Origin of the sequence: Bradyrhizobium sp. Gha (assembly GCF_900113735.1) — a bacterium.
In the GTDB taxonomy this organism is placed as follows: domain Bacteria; phylum Pseudomonadota; class Alphaproteobacteria; order Rhizobiales; family Xanthobacteraceae; genus Bradyrhizobium.
In genome coordinates this window covers 73,057-90,496 of sequence record NZ_FOQM01000012.1, presented here as the reverse complement: position 1 = coordinate 90,496, position 17,440 = coordinate 73,057, and the positions used below count along the sequence as shown (strand labels likewise).

17 protein-coding genes and 1 pseudogene are annotated in these 17,440 nt (G+C 64.1%); 13 read left to right on the top strand and 5 right to left on the bottom strand.

The features are described from left to right. The first annotated feature begins 224 nt into the window (after positions 1-224). The 3 genes from tpiA to pyrG all read left to right on the top strand — a co-directional run bounded on the left by tpiA (position 225) and on the right by pyrG (position 3,308). Positions 225-980 carry a triose-phosphate isomerase gene (gene tpiA, locus BM222_RS16985; RefSeq protein ID WP_092229475.1) on the top strand — a complete coding sequence of 252 codons (756 nt, stop codon included), beginning with the start codon at positions 225-227 and terminating at the stop codon, positions 978-980. 140 nt (positions 981-1,120) lie between these two features. Next, the gene (gene secG / locus BM222_RS16980; RefSeq protein ID WP_092229473.1) at positions 1,121-1,510 is read left to right on the top strand and encodes a preprotein translocase subunit SecG; all 390 of its coding nucleotides are present in this window, start codon (positions 1,121-1,123) and stop codon (positions 1,508-1,510) included. Positions 1,511-1,676: 166 nt separating this feature from the next. After that, entirely contained in the window at positions 1,677-3,308 is a 1,632-nt protein-coding gene (pyrG, locus tag BM222_RS16975; RefSeq protein ID WP_092229467.1) for a CTP synthase, read from the top strand. Here the strand turns inward: pyrG and BM222_RS16970 are convergent. From BM222_RS16970 to BM222_RS16960, 3 genes are all read right to left on the bottom strand, one after another. After that, positions 3,305-3,940: a class I SAM-dependent methyltransferase gene (locus BM222_RS16970; protein ID WP_177243270.1), complete on the bottom strand. Its 636-nt coding sequence runs from the start codon at positions 3,938-3,940 to the stop codon at positions 3,305-3,307. The genes pyrG and BM222_RS16970 overlap by 4 nt on opposite strands. A gap of 111 nt (positions 3,941-4,051) precedes the next feature. Then, the gene (locus BM222_RS16965) at positions 4,052-5,428 is read right to left on the bottom strand and encodes a sensor histidine kinase (RefSeq protein WP_092229461.1); all 1,377 of its coding nucleotides are present in this window, start codon (positions 5,426-5,428) and stop codon (positions 4,052-4,054) included. Then, positions 5,425-6,099, bottom strand: coding sequence for a response regulator transcription factor (locus tag BM222_RS16960; protein ID WP_092229458.1), 675 nt, complete (start codon positions 6,097-6,099; stop codon positions 5,425-5,427). Before BM222_RS16960 ends, BM222_RS16965 begins: the two co-directional genes overlap by 4 nt. 172 nt (positions 6,100-6,271) lie before the next feature. Here BM222_RS16960 and BM222_RS16955 point away from each other — a divergent pair, with 172 nt between their 5' ends. The 4 genes from BM222_RS16955 to BM222_RS16940 all read left to right on the top strand — a co-directional run bounded on the left by BM222_RS16955 (position 6,272) and on the right by BM222_RS16940 (position 9,437). Beyond that, complete coding sequence (locus BM222_RS16955; protein ID WP_092229456.1) at positions 6,272-6,598, top strand: NIPSNAP family protein; 327 nt, start codon at positions 6,272-6,274, stop codon at positions 6,596-6,598. 126 nt (positions 6,599-6,724) lie between these two features. Beyond that, positions 6,725-7,576: a 3-deoxy-8-phosphooctulonate synthase gene (gene kdsA, locus BM222_RS16950; RefSeq protein ID WP_092229610.1), complete on the top strand. Its 852-nt coding sequence runs from the start codon at positions 6,725-6,727 to the stop codon at positions 7,574-7,576. Further along, positions 7,576-8,787 carry an MFS transporter gene (locus BM222_RS16945; RefSeq protein ID WP_092229454.1) on the top strand — a complete coding sequence of 404 codons (1,212 nt, stop codon included), beginning with the start codon at positions 7,576-7,578 and terminating at the stop codon, positions 8,785-8,787. Before kdsA ends, BM222_RS16945 begins: the two co-directional genes overlap by 1 nt. Before the next feature lie 197 nt (positions 8,788-8,984). Further along, positions 8,985-9,437, top strand: a complete 453-nt coding sequence (locus tag BM222_RS16940) for a universal stress protein (RefSeq protein WP_092229452.1) — start codon at positions 8,985-8,987, stop codon at positions 9,435-9,437. A 16-nt stretch (positions 9,438-9,453) separates the two neighbouring features. On the opposite strand, the pseudogene BM222_RS16935 reads toward BM222_RS16940, so the two are convergent. Further along, a pseudogene (locus BM222_RS16935) lies at positions 9,454-10,251 on the bottom strand (substrate-binding domain-containing protein). A gap of 16 nt (positions 10,252-10,267) precedes the next feature. Continuing rightward, positions 10,268-10,744, bottom strand: coding sequence for a preQ(1) synthase (gene queF / locus BM222_RS16930; protein WP_092229450.1), 477 nt, complete (start codon positions 10,742-10,744; stop codon positions 10,268-10,270). Between the two features lie 112 nt (positions 10,745-10,856). Between queF and eno the strand changes: the two genes are divergently transcribed. The 6 genes from eno to pdhA all read left to right on the top strand — a co-directional run bounded on the left by eno (position 10,857) and on the right by pdhA (position 17,437). After that, complete coding sequence (gene eno / locus BM222_RS16925; protein ID WP_092229448.1) at positions 10,857-12,140, top strand: phosphopyruvate hydratase; 1,284 nt, start codon at positions 10,857-10,859, stop codon at positions 12,138-12,140. 34 nt (positions 12,141-12,174) lie between these two features. After that, the gene (locus BM222_RS16920; RefSeq protein ID WP_092229446.1) at positions 12,175-13,308 is read left to right on the top strand and encodes a zinc-binding dehydrogenase; all 1,134 of its coding nucleotides are present in this window, start codon (positions 12,175-12,177) and stop codon (positions 13,306-13,308) included. A gap of 330 nt (positions 13,309-13,638) precedes the next feature. Next, complete coding sequence (locus tag BM222_RS16915; protein ID WP_092229608.1) at positions 13,639-14,190, top strand: NADPH-dependent FMN reductase; 552 nt, start codon at positions 13,639-13,641, stop codon at positions 14,188-14,190. Between the two features lie 107 nt (positions 14,191-14,297). Further along, positions 14,298-14,615: an FtsB family cell division protein gene (locus BM222_RS16910; RefSeq protein ID WP_092229444.1), complete on the top strand. Its 318-nt coding sequence runs from the start codon at positions 14,298-14,300 to the stop codon at positions 14,613-14,615. 165 nt (positions 14,616-14,780) lie between these two features. Further along, positions 14,781-16,160 carry a glycerophosphodiester phosphodiesterase family protein gene (locus BM222_RS16905; protein WP_177243269.1) on the top strand — a complete coding sequence of 460 codons (1,380 nt, stop codon included), beginning with the start codon at positions 14,781-14,783 and terminating at the stop codon, positions 16,158-16,160. A gap of 254 nt (positions 16,161-16,414) precedes the next feature. After that, a complete protein-coding gene (gene pdhA / locus BM222_RS16900; protein WP_092229440.1) occupies positions 16,415-17,437 on the top strand; it encodes a pyruvate dehydrogenase (acetyl-transferring) E1 component subunit alpha in 1,023 nt (340 codons plus the stop codon). Positions 17,438-17,440 lie beyond the last annotated feature (3 nt).

Genomic DNA, 17,440 nt, shown 5'->3' with positions numbered 1-17,440 from the left:
CGGGAGCGCGTCTTAATGCAGATTCCGCAAAAGCGCGTCACCAAATTGATATGCCATCATAAAGTGGCGGCTTTCGCCCCGCAACCTCGCCTCAGGCCGCCGCTCGAAGCTGCCAGGCGAAGTGGAGACCGGCTGGCGTCAGAAAGCGCGTCAAAACAACAATCTGGAACTGACGCGATAGCTCTGCTAGCGCATGCATAAACCTCATTCTGCTGGAAATTGACATGACCAATGCCATCCGACCGCTGATCGCCGGCAACTGGAAGATGAATGGCCTGAAGGCCCAGACCGCCGAATTCGATGCCATGCTCAATGGGGCGGCAGAGGTATCAGGCAAGGCCGATCTGCTGGTCTGCCCGCCGGCAACCCTGATCGCGGCCTTTGCCGAGAAGGCGCGTGGCAGGGCCGTCGCCGTCGGAGCCCAGGATTGCCATGCCAAGGCCTCCGGCGCCCATACCGGTGATATCGCGGCTGAAATGCTCGTTGACGCGGGCGCAACCGCCATCATCGTCGGCCATTCCGAGCGCCGCGCCGACCATGGCGAGGGCGATGGACTGATCCGGCAGAAGGCCGAGGCGGCCTGGCGGGCCGGGGCGGTCGCGATCGTCTGCATCGGCGAGACGCAGGCCCAGCGGGATGCCGGCCAGACCTTGGACATCGTGCGGAGCCAGCTCGATGGCTCGCTGCCGGACGGCTCAACGGCCGCCAATCTGGTCGTGGCCTATGAACCGGTCTGGGCGATTGGGACCGGTCTGACCCCCACTTCCGCGGATGTCGAGCAGATTCATGGCTTTATCCGGGAACTCCTGACCTCCAGGTTCAAGGCCGAGGGGGCCAGGATGCGGATCCTTTACGGCGGCTCGGTCAAGCCTTCGAACGCGGCCGAGCTGATGGCGGTGAACAACGTCAATGGCGCGCTGGTCGGCGGCGCCAGCCTGAAAGCGGCCGATTTTCTTGCGATCGCCAAAGGGTGCCCCTAGCTAAGGGTAAAGCTGGGCCGTGGCCGATCGGGGGTGGCAATGCCCCGTCCGATCGTGTAACACCGCGCAACTTCAGGAAAACCCGCGAAGCGCGATCGGCCGCCGGCACCGGCGCTGTCGGCTTGTGACGGAAGGATACCATGCAGACTGTTGTCGTCGTCATCCACCTCATGATCGTTGCCGTCATGATCGGCGCCGTGCTGCTCCAGAAGTCGGAAGGCGGCGGCCTCGGCATGGGCGGCGGCGCTGGCTTCATGTCGAGCCGCGGCACCGCGAATCTGCTGTCGCGCACCACGGCGGTCCTCGCAGCCGGCTTTTTCCTGACCAGCCTGTTCCTGTCCTGGTACGCCGGGTACAACCGCGCGCCGACCTCGATCATCGGCCAGCCTGCGTCGCAGACCCAGCCGGCCGGCGGCAACCCGATCACCGCGCCGACCTCGGGCGGTATTCTCGATACGCTGAAGAAGGCGGATCAGCAGCAGCAGGCCCCGGCAGCGCCGAGCGGTCCGCAAGTGCCTCGCTCGCAATAAAGCAGGGGGGCCATGCAGGACGATGGCTACCGTCCTGCATCAACAACCCCCATCAAGGCTCTGTCACCACACTTAGTTTTGGCTCACCCACAGGCCCGCAGATTCTTTGGGGCGGAATACGAATCGCTTTGGCGAATCGGGTTCGAGGGATTAGAGGTTAGGTCCCATGGCGCGGTACATATTCATCACCGGCGGCGTGGTTTCTTCGCTCGGCAAGGGTCTGGCTTCAGCGGCGCTCGGTGCCCTGCTGCAGGCCCGGGGCTACAAGGTCCGCCTCCGCAAGCTCGACCCCTATCTCAATCTCGATCCCGGAACGATGTCGCCGTATCAGCACGGCGAAGTGTTCGTGACCGACGACGGCGCGGAGACTGATCTCGATCTCGGTCACTACGAGCGTTTCACCGGACGTCCCGCGACCAAGCAGGACAACATCACGACGGGACGCATCTACCAGGACATCATCTCGAAGGAACGCCGCGGCGACTATCTTGGCGCGACCATCCAGGTGGTGCCGCACGTCACGAACGCCATCAAGGAGTTCGTGCTGTCAGGCAATGACGATTACGACTTCGTCCTGGTCGAGATCGGCGGCACGGTCGGCGACATCGAGGGGCTGCCATTCTTCGAGGCGATCCGCCAGCTCAAGAACGAGCTGCCGCGCGATCACGCCATCTACATTCACCTCACGCTGCTGCCTTACATTCCGAGCGCCGGAGAGTTGAAGACCAAGCCGACGCAGCATTCGGTGAAGGAGTTGCGCTCGATCGGCATCCAGCCGGACATCCTGCTCTGCCGGACCGATCGCGAGATTCCGAAGGAAGAGCGGCGCAAGCTCGGCCTGTTCTGCAACGTGCGCGAAAGCGCCGTGATCGAGGCACGCGACGCCGATAGCATCTACGCGGTGCCCGAAGCCTATCATGCAGCCGGGCTGGACGACGAAGTGCTCGCGGCCTTCGGCATCGGTTCGCGGATTCCGCCGGTGCTCCAGAGCTGGCAACAGATCAACGAGCGTATCCGCAATCCCGAGGGCGACGTCACCATCGCCATCGTCGGCAAGTACACGGGCATGAAGGATGCCTACAAGTCGCTGATCGAGGCGCTCTCGCATGGCGGTATCGCCAACAAGGTGAAGGTCAATCTCGACTGGATCGAGAGCGAGATCTTCGAGAAGGAAGATCCGGCGCCGTTCCTCGAGCACGTCAACGGCATCCTGGTGCCCGGCGGCTTCGGCCAGCGTGGCGCGGAGGGCAAGATCAAGGCGGCTCAGTTCGCGCGCGAGCGCGACGTGCCGTATTTCGGCATCTGCTTCGGCATGCAGATGGCGGTGATCGAAGCGGCGCGAAACCTCGTCGGCATCGAGGATGCCAACTCCACCGAGTTCGGCCCGACCAAGGAGCCGCTCGTCGGCTTGATGACGGAATGGCTGCGGGGCAACGAGCTCGAGAAGCGCTCGCACGCCGGCGATCTCGGCGGCACGATGCGCCTTGGCGCCTATCCCGCTGCGCTCAACCGCGGCAGCCGCGTCTCGCAGGTCTATGGCGGCGCCACCGAGATTTCGGAGCGCCACCGTCACCGCTACGAGGTCAACACCGCCTACAAGGACCGCCTCGAGCAGCACGGCCTGAAATTCTCCGGCCTCTCGCCCGACGGTGTGCTGCCCGAGATCGTCGAGTACGAGGATCACCCCTGGTTCATCGGCGTCCAGTTCCACCCCGAGCTGAAGTCGCGGCCATTCGAGCCGCATCCCCTGTTCGCGTCGTTCATTGCGGCTGCGGCGAAGCAGAGCCGGCTGGTTTAACGATCCGCTTCCGTTGCGGCCGGCGTCGATTGCTCCGGTGCAACCCATCCCGCGATCAGCGTCATCTGTGGCCGCCGTGTCAGCTTGTAGACGGCGGCCGGCGGCACGTTCAGGAAGGCGCGATCCACCAACGTTGCGCGCAGGCCGAGGCGGTCGAGCACCGGGCGGGGGATCGGACAGCTCATACCGTAGGTGAACTGGTAGAAGGCGCCGCCGGGGCGGACATAGCTGAATGCGCCACTGAGGATCGAGACGACCTTGCGCGTCGACATGTTGAGCAGCGGCAGTCCGCTCACGACCGCGCCGACGGGCGCGCCGACATAGAGCCGCTCCGTCGCCAGCCGTGCCGCATCCATCCACAGCACGTGCGCACCGGGAAAGCGCATCTGCAAGAGCTTCATGAAATCCGAGCCGTATTCGATCAGCGTGAGATCCTGCGGCCTGACGCCGCGTTTCAACAGCTTGTAAGTGAATGCGCCGGTGCCGGGACCGAGTTCGAGGATCGGGCCGGTCTTTTCGGTGATCTCGCGCGTGATGAGATCGGCGAGCGCCTCCCCCGATGGTGCGATGGCACCGACCTGGCGCGGTGAAGACATCCAGGACAGGAAGAAAGAGAGAAAATCGTTGGGCATGCGCACTCCGGCATTTCGATTGCACCTCGGGAATCAGAGGTGATGCCGATGCAATGTCGCGGCAGTGGATTGCGACAGCATTGCGCAGCGCGCAGAGATTGCGAATTTGGATCAACCGTGCAGGCTTGGCCGCAGCGTCATTCTAAAGCAGGTGCCACCGTCCGCGCCGTCGGTGACCGAGACCTGTCCGCCGTGCAGGAGCACGATTTCGCGCACCATGTTGAGACCGAGGCCGGCGCCCCGATCGAGCGGCGACAGCCGATAGAACGGCTCGAAAATCTGCTCGCGTTGATCGGGCGGAATGGCGGCGCCTTCGTCGGTGACTTCGATGCAGGCAGGGTTGCTGACGCGAATCCCGATTATGCCGCGGCGGGGGCCGTGCTGGATCGCGTTCTGCACGAGATTGGTCAGCGCGCGCTCCAGCGCGGCGGCGTCGCCCATCGTCTCGACCGCCATCGCGGGTGCATCGAGCGCCAGGTCGTAACCTGCGGCAATGGCCAGGGGTGCGAGGTCAGCGGCCGCGCTTTGCGCGATCGCGACGAGATCGACACGCCTGAAGGGGTGGCCACAGCGGTCGAGCCGCTGGATGTCGAGCAATTGCTCGGCGAGCGTCGCCAGCCGGGCGGCATCCTCCAAGAGCCGGGTCTTGTCCGGACCGGAGGGCAAGGATTCCAGCCGCGTGTTGAGAATCGCGATCGGTGTGCGCAATTCGTGCGCGGCATCCGCGACAAAGCGCTTGTGCCTGATATAGCCCTGATCAAGCCGCGCCAGCGCATCGTTGATTGCGGTGACCAGCGGCACGACCTCCAGCGGAATGCGCTCCACCGACAAGCGCGCGCCGCGCTGATGGATGTCGATGCGCCGCGCCTGCTCGGCGGTCGTATCGAGCCCCCTGAAGGCGCGCTGCACGATCATCGGCGTGGCGACGAAGGTCGCGGTGCCCATCACCAGCAGGCCGGGCAGGGCGATGCCGAGAAACGCCAGGGAAGTCATCAAAAGCGCCTTGGCGCCGGTCATCCGGCCCTGAGTCGCGGTGATGATCTGCACATTGCCGGCGTTGGTATCGACGCGCTTCAGCCGCGCGGCAGGCTTGCGCGGATCGTCCTCGAACATTTGCCAGCCGAGCCGCGCCTGGCTGATCTGGTCGAGGCCGCCGCCGATCGCCGCGAATTCGGCCGGCACGGCGCCTTCAGCGAGCGAATGTCCTTGCCGGTCGCGCACCAGGAACCAGAGATCGGGTGTCTCGGCGCGCAACTCTTTCAGTTCGGACGTCGACCGCAGGGTCAGACCGCCTTCGGCCTCACGTGTGAGCGCGCGCTGTACGACATCGATCACGCGGTCCTCGTCGCGCTCGGCGAGCACGAAGCCCGAGGCGCAGAGCGCTCCGACGACCACCCCAACCAGCGCCAGAAGCAAGGCGGCCTGAAGCGCGAGCAGGCGCCAGCTCAGTCGCGAGCGCAGGCAGTAGGGATCGTCATGCCGGCTCATGATAGCTTCTTCAGGAGATAGCCGACGCCGCGAATGCCGTGAATCTCCACGCCGGCATCGGCCTCGGCGAGCTTGCGGCGCAGGCGCGAGACATGGGTGTCCAACGCGTTCGACTGGATTTCATCGTCGAAATTGTAGACGGCCTCTTCCAACGCCGAGCGCAGCACCGTGCGGCCCATCCGGCGGATCAGAGCTTCGAGCACCAGCAGCTCGCGGCGCGGCAGCTCGAACGGCTGGCCGTCGATGCTGGCCTCGCGATGACCGAGGTCGAACGCGATGCGGCCGGCGCGGATGATGTCCGGGGACAGGCCCGCAGGCCGCCGCAGCACGGCACGAAGTCGCGCCAACAGCTCCTCGAGCGCGAACGGCTTGGCGAGATAGTCGTCGGCGCCGCTGTCGAGCCCGGCGACGCGGTCGGCCAGCTCGCCGCGCGCGGTCAGGACGATGATCGGCACGCCACCGGCACGCGCCCGCAGCTTCGCGATCAGCTTCAGGCCGTCGCCGTCCGGAAGCTGACGGTCGAGCAGGACGGCGGCATGGACCTCGGCCGAAATTGCTTCCTCGGCGTCCGCAAGCGTGGGGGCGTGATCCACCACCATGTCGTAGCGCCGCAACGCCGACGAAAGCGCTGCGGCCATCTCCACCTCATCCTCGACGAGCAATATCCGCATGTAACAGGCACCTGAACCGCAACTGAGCCATTCTAGCGCCCCATCATTGCGGCAGCATTGCGGGAACAGGACCAGCCATGCGCCAAACGCCGCCGGGGCGGTCGAGCGGGCCTCAAGACAGCCTCGGGGCCGACCGTTATAACTGCCGCACCCGTTCGGGAGGAAAACGACAATGATCTACGAAATGCGCGTCTATCGCTGCGTGCCCGGCCGCCTGCCGGCGCTGCTGAAGCGGTTCGAGACGGCGACGCTGAAAATCTGGGAGAAGCTTGGCATCAAGCAGGCCGGGTTCTTCACCACGCTGATCGGCGAATCCAACCAGGAGCTAACCTATTTTCTGGCCTGGGAGTCGCTGGCCGAGCGCGAGAAGAAGTGGGGCGCGTTCATGACTGATCCGGAATGGCTCGAGGCGCGCGCCAAGTCCGAAGCGGACGGCCAGATCGTTGCCAACATCCTCAGCCAGATCCTGGCGCCCACTGCTTTCTCGTCCGTCAAGTAGCGGCCGTCAGGTCGGGGGTTGCCGCGGGAGTCGCCGCGCAACCCTGATATTCTGGTAGCCTGGGACGAATGGGGTTGATCGGCCTCCCATCACCGCTATGGTCGCCGCGAAACGAGGGACTTGGCCTTGAGCTCTTCATCATCCGCGGCACCGGTGGTCAGCGTCGGCACGGTCAAATTCGGCAATGATCTGCCGATCTCGATCATTGCGGGACCCTGCCAGCTGGAAAGTCGTCAGCATGCGCTGGAGGTCGCCTCTGCGCTGAAGGAGATCGCAACGCGGCTGAAGATCGGCCTCGTCTACAAGACCTCGTTCGACAAGGCCAACCGCACCAGCGCCTCGGCTGCGCGCGGGCTAGGCCTTGCGCAGTCGCTGCCGATCTTCGCCGAGATCCGCTCTTCGCTGGGTCTGCCTGTTCTGACCGATGTGCACGATGCCGCGCAATGCGCCGGTGTGGCGCAAGCCGTCGACGTCCTGCAGATTCCGGCCTTCCTGTGCCGGCAAACCGATCTGCTGCTCGCCGCGGCCGCGACCGGCAAGGTCATCAACGTCAAGAAGGGGCAATTCCTCGCGCCCTGGGACATGACGAATGTCGTGAGCAAGATCACCGGCGCCGACAATCCCAACGTGCTCGTCACCGAGCGCGGCGCCTCCTTCGGCTACAACACGCTGGTCTCCGACATGCGCGCGTTGCCGATCATGGCGCGCACGACCGGCGCGCCCGTGATCTTCGATGCGACCCATTCGGTGCAGCAACCGGGCGGGAAGGGCGCCTCCTCCGGCGGTGAGCGCGAGTTCGTGCCGGTGCTGGCGCGCGCGGCCGTCGCGGTCGGTGTCGCCGGCGTGTTCGTCGAGACCCATCCCGATCCCGATCGCGCGCCTTCGGACGGCCCCAACATGGTGCCGCTGCGCGAGTTCGAAGGGCTGATCCGCAAGTTGATGGCATTCGACGCGGTGACGAAAAGCGCAACGCACTGATGCCCCAGTCTGCGACTGGGCCGTCGTCCGGCCAGAAGTTTCCGCCCGCGATCAACATCATCGCACTGGCAAGCTTCTCGGCGGCCTTGTCCACGCGCGCGCTCGATCCCATCCTGCCGCACGTCGCCGAGGATTTTTCGATCAGCATCACGACGGCTGCGAGCATCGCGGCCGGCTATGCCTTGATCTACGCGCTGGTCCAGCCCCTGATCGGCGCGGCCGCCGACATGTTCGGCAAGGCGCGGTTGATGACATTGTGCCTGGCCTTGCTCGGTGTCGCCTCCATTCTCGGCGCCGTCGCGACCACGTTCTCGGGCCTGTTTGCAAGCCGCATCCTGGCCGGCATCGCCTCCGGTGGCGTGTTCCCGGTTGCTCTTGGTCTGACCGCGGACCTCGTTGCTCCCGCCAAGCGGCAGGTCGCAATCGGCCGCACGCTGGCGGGCTCGATGACCGGCAATCTGTTGGGCGCGACCGCTTCCGGAATCATCGGCGAACTGATCGGCTGGCGCGGCGTGCTGATGATCCTTGGTGCGCTCGGCCTGACCGCGGCGATTGCAGTTGCGGCGGGCTTTCGCGGGGCCGCGCTGACCGCGGCGCCGAAGACCGATCTGATGGCCTTGCGGCAGGGTTATCGCACCATCTTTGCCAATTCCAACACGCGCTATTGTTACTCGGCGGTGTTCGTCGAAGGCTGCTGCGTGTTCGGCCTGTTTCCGTTCATCGCGGCGCTGCTGTTCGATCTCGGCGAAAAGTCGCCGTCGATCGCCGGCATCGTCATCGCCGGCTTTGCGGTCGGCCGACTGTTCTACACGTTCACCGTCTCGCGCTTCCTGCCCTGGCTCGGCGTCAAGGGCATGATGATCGCAGGCGCGGGGCTCGTCGCCTTGCAGCTTGGCGTGCTCGCCTTCGGTCCGCAGTGGAAGCTGCAATTCGCCAGCATGCTGGCGATGGGGTGGGGCTTCTACATGATCCATGGCTGCTTGCAGGTGTTTGCCAGCGAGCTGTCCATCGGGGCGCGGGCGACCGCGATGTCGCTGCACTCGTTCTTTTTCTTCATGGGGCAGACGGTCGGCCCGATTGCCTATGGGCTCGGGCTCCAGCACGGCGGCAAGGTGCCGACGCTGTTTGCAAGCGCCGGGATCATGGTGCTGCTGGGGCTGGTTTGCGCCCGGATGCTCAGGCCGCGGGCACCGTCGGACGCACTGGCCTGAGACAAGTGAGCGCCTCGGGCGAGCTGGAGACCAGGGCGCGCGGTGTCGGGCACGGCTGCGGAAACCCCGGGCCGAAGCCAGCTCGGTCTCGATATATCGAGATTAAGACAAAAGCGAATGGATCGGGGGCGGGGATCGGATCATAGTCGCAGGGATCACTTGCGAGGGGCATGCGGGGCAAGCGAAGGAGCCACCGAATGTACGCCAACATTCTCATGAGCACCGATGGTTCGGAGGTCGCCGGGAAAGGCGTCGAGCACGGAATTGCCCTGGCAAAAGCCTTGAATGCCAAAGCGACCATCGTCACCGTCACCGAAGCGCTGCCGATCGATTATGGCGGCGGATTTGACTCAGGCTGGATTCCTTCACAGGACGAGATTGATCGTTTTGACGCCGCGTGCCGGGAGCGGGCAGGCAAGGTGCTCGAGCAGGCACGAGCCATGGCCGAGCGGATCGGGATGTCGGTCGAACTCTTGCATGTTCCGAATTCGCACCCGGCCACTGCGATTGTCGAAACGGCCAGGTCCAGACGCTGCGACCTGATCGTCATGGCCTCTCATGGGCGTCGGGGCCTCAGGAAGTTGTTTTTGGGAAGCCAGACTTCCGAGGTTCTCGTGAACGGAAACGTGCCGGTCTTGGTCGTGCCGTAGCCGCTGTCAAACCCGATTATTTCGCTCCGTCAGCCACGATCGGCTCCATGCCACTGGCGATGATCGCGTCGCGCGCCGCGGGTGAGGCCAGGAACTTGATCAGAGCCCGGCCGGCCTCTTGCTCCTTGGCGACGGTCGCGATCCCGGCCGAGAAGATCGTGATCTGCTGCAACTCCTTCGGCAGCGGACCGACGATGTCGATCCCCTTCACGGGCTTCAATTCGCTGATCTGCTGGAAGCCGAGCTCGGCTTCGCCGCGCGCGACGATTTCGCCGACCGGCGTCGCCGGGATCTTGCGCGCCTTGTCTTTCATGGCCTCAGTGATGCCGAGCTTGCCGAACATCTCGGTCGAGATGTAGACGCCGCTGGCGCTGTCGGAATAGGCGATCGTCTTTGCCGCCAGCAACGCGGTCTTGACGGCGTCCACCGAGCTGATGTCCGGCTTCGGCGTTCCCGATTTCACGGCGACGCCGATCGGCGACCGCGTCAGGTCGACCTAGCTGCCGGCAACGACCTTGCCCTTGCTCGCGAGATCGGCCAGCGCATAGCCCACCATGATCAGAACGTCGGCGGGTTCGCCGCGTTCGAGCCGGACCGGGATCGCATTGGTGGTGGTGCCCATCGATGGTCCGTAGGCGGTCAGCACCTTGTTGCCGGTGGCTTTCTCGAACTCCGGCACGAGCGCCTGATAGGCGGCCGTTAATCCGCCCGAGATCATCACGCGGACTTCGGCAGCGTTGGACGGGCCGGCGAGCCACAGAAGGCCGAGAACGCCGAGCGCGAGTCCACGGACTTTCCTGGATGTCGTTGTCATCGTCATGGGTCTCCAGCTAGCCCCGGCCACGGTAGGGCGCGACGCCTTGCTCCGGCACCCAGAGGCCCTTCGGCACGCTTCCGGTCTGCCAGAACACGTCGATCGGAATGCCGCCGCGCGGATACCAATAGCCGCCGATACGCAGGAATTTCGGCTTGATCTCGCTCGCGATGCGCTTGCCGATCATGACCGTGCAATCCTCGTGGAAGGCGCCGTGATTGCGGAAGCTCGCAATGTAGAGCTTGAGCGATTTCGACTCCAGCAGCCATTGGCCGGGCGCATAGTCGATCATCAGATGGGCGAAATCGGGTTGTCCCGTGACCGGGCAGAGCGAGGTGAATTCCGGCACGGTGAAGCGGACGAGATAGTCGGTCCCGGCTTGCGGATTCGGCACGCGGTCGAGCATGGCCTTCTCGGGCGCATCAGGCCATTCCACGGCACGGCCGAGTTGCAGGTTGGATGAGGTGTTCGATTTGCTGGGCTTTTTCGACATGCGGCCCTCTTAGCCAATCATGGCGCGGCCGTCACCCGGCCTTTTCCGCTTCGATGCATTGCGGTAGAAGCAGCCGCGAACTGCCCCCTTTGTTCCCCGAAAAGAGGCCCTCATGACCGCCATCATCGACATCATCGGACGCGAAATCCTCGATAGCCGCGGCAATCCCACCGTCGAGGTCGACGTCGTGCTGGAGGATGGCGCGCTCGGCCGCGCTGCCGTGCCGTCAGGCGCCTCGACCGGTGCCCATGAGGCGGTCGAGCTGCGCGACGGCGACAAGGCCCGCTATCTCGGCAAGGGCGTCATCAAGGCGGTCGGCGCCGTCAATGGCGAGATCTTCGAGGCGCTGAGCGGCCTCGATGTCGAGCAGCAGGCCCAGATCGACCAGATCATGATCGACCTCGACGGTACGCCGAACAAGAGCCGGCTGGGCGCCAACGCCATCCTCGGTGTCTCGCTCGCCTGCGCCAAGGCGGCCGCGAACTCGCTCGACATGCCGCTCTACCGTTACGTCGGCGGCACGTCGGCGCGGCTGCTGCCGGTGCCGATGATGAACATCATCAATGGCGGCGTGCATGCCGACAACCCGATCGACTTCCAGGAGTTCATGATCCTGCCCGTCGGCGCGTCCTCGTTCGCCGAAGGCCTGCGCTACGGCGCCGAAGTCTTCCACACGCTGAAGTCCGAGCTGAAGAAGGCCGGCCACAACACCAATGTCGGCGACGAAGGCGGCTTCGCGCCGAACCTGCCGTCCGCCGACGCCGCGCTGGAGTTCGTCATGAACGCCATCGGCAAGGCCGGCTTCAAGGCGGGCAACGACATCGTGCTCGGTCTCGATTGCGCCTCGACCGAGTTCTTCAAGGGCGGCAAGTACGTCTATGAAGGCGAGGGCAAGACCCGCTCGATCTCCGAACAGGCCAAATATCTCGCCGATCTCGTCGGCCGCTATCCGATCGCGACCATCGAGGACGGCATGTCGGAAGACGACATGGACGGCTGGAAGGAGCTCACCGACCTCATCGGCAACAAGTGTCAGCTCGTCGGCGACGATCTCTTCGTCACCAACGTCAAGCGACTCGCCGAGGGCATCAAGGCCGGCCGCGCCAATTCGATCCTGATCAAGGTCAACCAGATCGGCACGCTGACCGAGACGCTCGCCGCCGTCGAAATGGCGCACAAGGCCGGCTACACCTCGGTCATGTCGCACCGCTCGGGCGAGACCGAGGATTCAACCATCGCCGACCTCGCGGTCGCCACGAACTGCGGTCAGATCAAGACCGGCTCCCTTGCGCGCTCGGATCGCACCGCCAAATACAACCAGCTCCTCCGGATCGAGCAGCAGCTCGGCAAGCAGGCGCTCTATGGCGGCAAGGCGGCACTGAAGGCGCTGGCCTAAGCCAGCGCTTCAACGAGGACAGGGGAGGATCGACATGAGCGACGGCAAGACCGGACTGCAACTGCGTTCGCTGATCAAGACCAGCGGAGAGCTCGAGATCTCGCTGGTCGACGTGCCGACCCCCGAGCCCGCGGACGACGAGGTCGTCGTCCGCATCGAGGCGGCGCCGATCAACCCGTCCGACCTCGGCCTGCTCGTCGGGGCGGCCGACATGAGCACGGCCAAGGCCTCAGGCACGAAGGAGGCGCCCATCGTCACAGCGAAAGTGCCCGATGGTGCGATGCGCGCGATGGGCGCGCGGCTCGACCAGTCCCTGCCTGTCGGCAATGAAGGCGCAGGCGTCGTCATCAAGACAGGCGCCTCGGATGCTGCGAAGGCGCTGATGGGCAAGACGGTCGCAATGATCGGCGGCGCCATGTACGCGCAGTACCGCACCCTGAAGGCGCGGGACTGCCAGCCGCTGCCCGAGGGCACGACGGCGGCGGAGGGCGCGTCCTGGTTCGTCAACCCGCTCACCGCGCTCGGCATGACCGAAACGATGCGGCGCGAAGGCCACAAGGCGCTGGTGCACACCGCGGCCGCCTCCAATCTCGGCCAGATGCTGAACAAGATCTGCATCAAGGACGGCATCGGGCTCGTGAATATCGTCCGCAGCCAGGAGCAGGCGGACATCCTGAAGAAGATCGGCGCGAAGCACGTCGTCGATTCCAGCAAGCCAACCTTCCTCGACGATCTCACCAATGCCTTGGTCGAGACCGGCGCCACCATCGCCTTCGATGCCATCGGCGGCGGCAAGCTCGCCGGCGACATCCTCAACTGCATGGAAGTCGCGATCAACAAGACCGCGAAGGAATACAGCCGTTACGGCTCCAGTGTGCACAAGCAGGTCTATGTCTACGGCGCACTCGATATCCGCCCGATCGAATTGCCGCGCGGCTTCGGTATGGCCTGGGGTGTCGGCGGCTGGCTGCTCACTCCGTTCCTCCAGAAGATCGGACCCGCCGACATCGGGCGGCTGCGTCAGCGCGTCGTGAGCGAGCTCAAGACGACCTTTGCCAGCCATTACACCAAGGTGGTCTCGCTTCAGGAGGCGCTCGATCCCGCCAACATCGCGGTGTACGCCAAACGTGCCACCGGCGAAAAATTCCTCATCAATCCAAATAAATAGTCGTGATCTACAGCCGCAGGTGAGCCAAAGAGGTCTTGCCTTCTGAGCGAACGAATGCGGCAAGAGGTTGCTCCAGGCATGAGAGAAGGACGGCGCTAAATATCGCCTGATCCCATCGGCGTGGAATTCGACCGTCTGATATCCCGCTTGCAGATTTGAATGAGAGGGCCGCCGCTTGGCGGCCCGATCGTTTGGCCGACGATCTGCTTTCGCGAAACGCAGCGTTTCCAAATCGGAGCGGTTCATGCACTTGCATCCAATGGTGCGATCGCTTAAGTGCCGCGCGGCACTTCGCCCTCGAGGCTTCAAGGACAAACCAAGGATAATCTGATGCCCTACAACATCGTCGTGATCGCCGGCAGCCTGCGCAAGGATAGCTTCTCGCTGAAGATCGCCAACGCGCTCGCAAAGCTTGCGCCTGCTTCACTCAAGCTCGAGGTCGTCACACCCGCCGGCATCTCGTTCTTCAACCAGGACCTCGAGGGCGCGCCGCCCGCCGACTGGCTGGCCTTCCGCGAAAAGCTTCAGAAGTCCGACGGCGTCATCTTCGTCACGCCGGAATACAACCGCGCCATCCCGGGCGTGCTGAAGAATGCCATCGATGTCGCCTCGCGCCCCTATGGCAAGAGCTCATTCAACGGCAAGCCTGTCGGCATCGTCTCCAACTCGCCGGGCCCGCTTGGTGGCGTCAGCGCCGCCAAGACGCTCCAGAACATCCTGCCTGGGATCACCGGCCCGATCATGCAGCAGCCCGAGACCTACCTGAACGCGGTCGGCGACGCCTTTGACGCCGAAGGCAATCTGACCAAGGATTCGCTGAAAGGCGTGCTCCAGGCGTACATCGACGCTTTCGCGGCGCACGTGGCCAAACACCACGGCTGAGGCCGCTCGAGCCTGCGTCATGCCCGACAAGCCCCGGGCATGACGATTGGCGGCGCGGGCAGGGGCAGATTAGCACTCCCTTAACCAAGCTGGCCCATCTTGCCGAAATGGTCTCCCGCGCGCGCCTCAAATCGGTCCTGACCGGTCTCGCCCTCTACGCGATGGCGGCCGCGATTGTCGGCTATTTCGGCGTCAACGCCTATACCGGCAAATACGGCCTCAATGCCCGCCAGGAGCTGGACCAGGAGATCATCGCGCTGACCAGCGAGCTTGCCCAGCTCAAGCGCGAGCGCGCCCGCAACGAGCAGCGCGTCTCGCTGTTGCGCACGGAAAAGATCGACCCCGACATGCTTGACGAGCGGGCCCGGTTCCAGCTCGACTATGTCAATCCGCATGATCTCGTTCGGATGATCCCGCAGAACTGAGCGCTGCCGACACCTCACGATGGCGCGACAAAAAGGTCGGCGCATTCGCGTTGTGCATTGCTCGTGTCGAATGGGCCGCCGTCATCCGTCTGTCAGAGAAGTGCGACAAGACGACAGCCCCGATCGCGACGACGCGATGCGAGCCACAGACGGAGAGACGCGGCCATGACGAACAATTCCTTGCAGCGGAAGATCCATGTGGGAGCTAGTCTCGGCGCGGTGGCGCTGGCGTTGCTTTTGCCGTCGATGGCCCTGGCGCAGGCGGCGCCATCAGGTGCAAAACCCTTCCTGACCGTCGATGGGAAGGCACCGCTGATCCTCGGCCATCGCGGCGTGCCCGGCCTGGTGCCGGAAGAGACCGAGCCCTCGTATGACCTCGCAGCCGCGCTCGGGACCGACGCGCTAGAAGAGGATCTGCACCTCACCAAGGATTGCGTCCTGGTTGCGCGCCACAATCCATGGCTGAGCGATAACACCAATATTGCCGACGTGGCGAAGACCAATCCGGCGGTCGCGGCGCGCAAGCGCACTGTGCCCGGTGTGCGCGTCAAGGCGCCTGCCGCTACAGGCACGCCGGCCGACTACCTCGTCGATCTCACCGATCCCGCTGATCCCAAATCGGTGCTGAAGTCATTGATCGTCGATGGCGAAGATCACACCAACGACTGGTCGATCACCGACTTCACCATGGCCGAGCTGAAGCAGTGGATCGGCGGGACCACTTACGATGCCGCCAACGAGCGGCCGAAGGTCTTCAACGGCAAATTCCCTGTGATCAGCTTCCAGGACATTTTGGACATCGCCAAGGCCAGGAGCAAGGAGACCGGGCGGTCCATCCTGGTCTATCCGGAAACCAAGAACCCGACCTGGAATAATGCCCAGGCCATCGCAAACGGCTGCGGCGCACCGGGCAGCCATCCGCTCGAGGATGCGCTGATCAAGATCATTGGGGATAACGGCCTCAACACCAAGGATGCTCCGATCCTGGTCCAGAGCTTCGAGCCGGGCAGCCTGAAATATATGCGCAGCCATGGTCTTCAGACCCGGCAGGTCCAGCTCATCGACGGTAACGGCATCGATTTCAAAACCGGCAAGGTGCTGCTCAACAACATCACCAATTCGCGCCCGTTCGACTGGACGGTTTCAGGCGACGCGCGCCTGTACGACGCGATGCTGACGCCCGAGGGCCTTGCCGAGATCAAGACCTATGCCGACGGCATCGGCCCGTGGAAGGCCTATATCGTTCCGCTCAAGGTCGCGCCGTGGAAGGATACCAATGCCGACGGCACGCCCTACAAGGGGTCGACGCCGGAGGCCTCGACGCAGGAGGCAACCAGCCTGATCGCCGACGCGCACAAGCTCGGCCTGTTCGTGCACGTCTTCACGTTCCGTAACGAGAAGAAATATCTGGCCGCCGATTATCACGCCGATCCGGCGCTGGAATATCTCAAATTCTTCCGTCTCGGCGTCGACGGCGTCTTCACTGATTTCACGCCCACTGGTGTTGCCGCCCGCGCGGCGTATCAGCGCGAGATGGGCTGGTAAATCCGGCAATACGAATCGGACATTGCGTAGGGCACAGCGCCCCGAGATATGCGTGTCCGATCTCGTTGCCTCATCCGCATGCAGAGCTTCCTTCGGCCCTGAGCAAATGTTGCCTGATCGGCGCCAAAGGTTTTGCAAAATTTCGGCCACGTTGCAGTGCGGCATAATGAAAGTCGTGGCATGCCGCTGCGGTGCTTTCACACGCTGATGAGTTAGGTTAGAGAGGACCTAGATTTCTCTGACCCGGAATTCCCATGGCCGCACCCAAGAAAGCCGCCGCAAGCGCTGAGCACGACAAGACCAACGGCGGTTCGCCTCCGGAGTTCACCAGGGAGCAGGAGCTGAAGGCGCTCCGCGACATGCTCCTCATCAGGCGCTTCGAGGAAAAGGCAGGCCAGCTTTACGGCATGGGTGCGATCGGCGGCTTCTGCCACCTCTATATCGGCCAGGAGGCCGTGGTAGTTGGTATGCAGATGGCCCTGAAGGAGGGCGATCAGGTCATCACCGGCTATCGCGATCACGGTCACATGCTCGCCACCGGCATGGAAGCCAATGGTGTGATGGCCGAGCTCACGGGGCGCCGCGGCGGCTATTCCAGGGGCAAGGGCGGCTCCATGCACATGTTCAGCAAGGAGAAGCATTTCTACGGCGGCCATGGCATCGTCGGTGCGCAGGTCTCACTCGGCACCGGTCTCGCTTTCGCCAACAATTATCGCAGCAACGGCAATGTCAGCGTCACCTATTTCGGCGACGGCGCGGCCAACCAAGGCCAGGTCTATGAGAGCTTCAACATGGCGGAGCTCTGGAAGCTGCCGGTGATCTACGTCATCGAGAACAACCGCTACGCCATGGGTACCTCGGTGTCGCGCGCCTCGGCGCAGCAGGATTTCTCCAAGCGCGGTGTGTCCTTCAACATTCCGGGCAAGCAGGTCGACGGCATGGACGTCCGTGCGGTCAAGGCCGCGGCCGATGAGGCGACGGCCTGGTGTCGCGCCGGCAAGGGTCCCTTCATCCTGGAGATGCAGACCTATCGCTACCGCGGCCACTCGATGTCCGACCCGGCCAAATACCGTACGCGCGAGGAGGTCGAGAAAGTCCGTCACGACCAGGATCCGATCGAGCAGGTGCGCAACCGCCTGCTCGCCGCCAAGGTCAGCGAGGCCGATCTCAAGGCGATCGACGCCGAGGTGCGTGACATCGTCAATGCGTCCGCCGACTTTGCCCAGCATGATCCCGAGCCGGATGCCGCCGAGCTCTGGACCGACGTTTACCGCTAAGCG

Bases quoted from the DNA above. Each gene is read 5' to 3' on its own strand.
- tpiA (WP_092229475.1), top strand. From the start codon at position 225: ATGACCAATGCCATCCGACCGCTGATCGCCGGCAACTGGAAGATGAAT.
- secG (WP_092229473.1), top strand. From the start codon at position 1,121: ATGCAGACTGTTGTCGTCGTCATCCACCTCATGATCGTTGCCGTCATG.
- pyrG (WP_092229467.1), top strand. From the start codon at position 1,677: ATGGCGCGGTACATATTCATCACCGGCGGCGTGGTTTCTTCGCTCGGC.
- BM222_RS16970 (WP_177243270.1), bottom strand. From the start codon at position 3,940: ATGCCCAACGATTTTCTCTCTTTCTTCCTGTCCTGGATGTCTTCACCG.
- BM222_RS16965 (WP_092229461.1), bottom strand. From the start codon at position 5,428: ATGAGCCGGCATGACGATCCCTACTGCCTGCGCTCGCGACTGAGCTGG.
- BM222_RS16960 (WP_092229458.1), bottom strand. From the start codon at position 6,099: ATGCGGATATTGCTCGTCGAGGATGAGGTGGAGATGGCCGCAGCGCTT.
- BM222_RS16955 (WP_092229456.1), top strand. From the start codon at position 6,272: ATGATCTACGAAATGCGCGTCTATCGCTGCGTGCCCGGCCGCCTGCCG.
- BM222_RS16945 (WP_092229454.1), top strand. From the start codon at position 7,576: ATGCCCCAGTCTGCGACTGGGCCGTCGTCCGGCCAGAAGTTTCCGCCC.
- BM222_RS16940 (WP_092229452.1), top strand. From the start codon at position 8,985: ATGTACGCCAACATTCTCATGAGCACCGATGGTTCGGAGGTCGCCGGG.
- queF (WP_092229450.1), bottom strand. From the start codon at position 10,744: ATGTCGAAAAAGCCCAGCAAATCGAACACCTCATCCAACCTGCAACTC.
- eno (WP_092229448.1), top strand. From the start codon at position 10,857: ATGACCGCCATCATCGACATCATCGGACGCGAAATCCTCGATAGCCGC.
- BM222_RS16920 (WP_092229446.1), top strand. From the start codon at position 12,175: ATGAGCGACGGCAAGACCGGACTGCAACTGCGTTCGCTGATCAAGACC.
- BM222_RS16915 (WP_092229608.1), top strand. From the start codon at position 13,639: ATGCCCTACAACATCGTCGTGATCGCCGGCAGCCTGCGCAAGGATAGC.
- BM222_RS16910 (WP_092229444.1), top strand. From the start codon at position 14,298: ATGGTCTCCCGCGCGCGCCTCAAATCGGTCCTGACCGGTCTCGCCCTC.
- BM222_RS16905 (WP_177243269.1), top strand. From the start codon at position 14,781: ATGACGAACAATTCCTTGCAGCGGAAGATCCATGTGGGAGCTAGTCTC.
- pdhA (WP_092229440.1), top strand. From the start codon at position 16,415: ATGGCCGCACCCAAGAAAGCCGCCGCAAGCGCTGAGCACGACAAGACC.